The organism is Pseudoalteromonas sp. SR41-8 (assembly GCF_014163915.1).
In the GTDB taxonomy this organism is placed as follows: Bacteria; Pseudomonadota; Gammaproteobacteria; order Enterobacterales; family Alteromonadaceae; genus Pseudoalteromonas; species Pseudoalteromonas rhizosphaerae.
The window spans coordinates 1-1689 of sequence record NZ_JACJEE010000069.1; the positions used below are offsets into that span (position 1 = coordinate 1).

Sequence of the window (1689 nt, forward strand, 5' to 3'; positions counted from 1 at the left end):
ATTAACCATAGCTGAGTTCCTATTTTGATTCAATCGGTTACTTCGATTTTACGTAAAATATAAAAAGAGGATTTACTGTTGCTTTAATGGGCGTTTTGGAAGGTATGACAGGTGTTTAAGTGGCTATTTGGAGAGGTAGCAGCTTACCTTTATTAATGCATCGTGTTTTGCAGCTTTTCTAGATTATGAACAAGGCAATACAGTTATCGCAGTATGAAGTGAAAGCATTCACTTTCGTTTGTCCGTGTAAAATTAATTTATTCATTCCTTTGTTAACTGTAATATTCCGCATTTTATTGAAAGGAAAGTAGGCCCAATACAACTAAGTCGCTTGCCATTCCTTTATAAAAAGCTGTCGTCGCCCGATTGGGCTGTCTATTTTGACCTTCATTTTGTCGATGTAGCTTAGCTGATTACGCGATTCATCATTTTTAAACTGTACTTGTCGCTCTATTTTGATGAGGACTTTTGAATAGATAAGCAAACGATAATCGTGCACTAAATTTTTAAAAACTAAAATTTTGGAATAGGCAGAATTATCTATGTGTTATTCATTTTGGCAAAAGCATCGTTACTTAACCTCGATAGTCGGCAGCAAGAAGCCAAAGGAAAACCCACGCTTATAAGTTAAGAACAACCATCCTCAGGTCATTGGCATTAAAGTGGATACAAATACTATTTAGGTGCTGGAAGACTCATACGCCCTGTGATGAATCAACTTACTTAACGGCATTGAAAAGTAAAGGGTCACCGCTGTTAAAATTTGCGGTGGAAAGTGAGTTTTAGTGCTTGGTGTCCACCTCAGGGCGTGTTGTTATACTACGTTAGTTGCTGCAATAGTTCCGTCATATAACACAATCACTTCTTTTTTATCTGTATGAATGCAAAACCTACCAACTGACATTTCATGCATGCCAATTACACCATCCATACAATTATCATCAAAATCATCGTCGATGGTTTCTTCTGCGTAAGACTGAATACCTGAAATTGTTATTTTTCGTTTTGGCAAACAATTGTCAATGCTGTCAACGCATACTAATTCTATAATTCGTTTATCAATGTCATACACGAATTTAGATATATACGGAGAGCAATCTTTAAGATATTCAGACATAAGATCAACCATGCTCAACCTCTAGTCGTATAACGCATACAATAACGGGAAAAGCCGAGTGCTTTGGCACGAAGTGCCAGCGAGGCTTGTTCCCAATGAGCGAAGCGAATGATGTTTATTGTTTTGTTAGTGTTCATTGTCTGATTCAACCGTTTCAAACTCAATACCACCGACACGCTTTGCAATAAAATTGTACCCGAAAAACATGAGTCTATTCATTATGTAAAACATAAAACCGTATAGTAATGGTGCTAATGCAAAAATTAAAAACGGAAAATTAGGAATACTTTCACCAGTGCTTGTTTTCATTTCTGGAGCGACGAAAAAACCAATGACTCCCATTATGGAAAAAGGAATTGTGAATAGTGCGAACGCTAAAGCAATAACTTTACTAGTTTGGTGCGATGAGAAAGATTTTATCTGGACTTTCATATTTCCTCCATGAACACTAACGAGGCTGTAGAATAACTCGTTTTTAATTTATTTTTATTGATGCATTAACCATAGCCGAGTTCCTATTTTGATTCAATCGGTTACTTCGATTTTACGTAAAATATAAAAAGAGGATTTGC

Annotated in this window: 2 protein-coding genes; both read right to left on the reverse strand. The window is 36.2% G+C overall.

The window, feature by feature from the left end; genetic code table 11:
• Nucleotides 1-814 precede the first annotated feature (814 nt).
• Nucleotides 815-1117: a hypothetical protein gene (locus H5162_RS20995; RefSeq protein WP_182779438.1), complete on the reverse strand. Its 303-nt coding sequence runs from the start codon at nucleotides 1115-1117 to the stop codon at nucleotides 815-817.
• A gap of 126 nt (nucleotides 1118-1243) precedes the next feature.
• Nucleotides 1244-1549 (reverse strand): hypothetical protein, encoded by a 306-nt coding sequence (locus H5162_RS21000; protein WP_182779439.1) that lies wholly within the window; start codon nucleotides 1547-1549, stop codon nucleotides 1244-1246.
• Nucleotides 1550-1689 lie beyond the last annotated feature (140 nt).

What these genes read in the sequence shown, in the direction of transcription:
- H5162_RS20995 (WP_182779438.1), bottom strand. Translation starts at nt 1,117, where the DNA reads ATGTCTGAATATCTTAAAGATTGCTCTCCGTATATATCTAAATTCGTG.
- H5162_RS21000 (WP_182779439.1), bottom strand. Translation starts at nt 1,549, where the DNA reads ATGAAAGTCCAGATAAAATCTTTCTCATCGCACCAAACTAGTAAAGTT.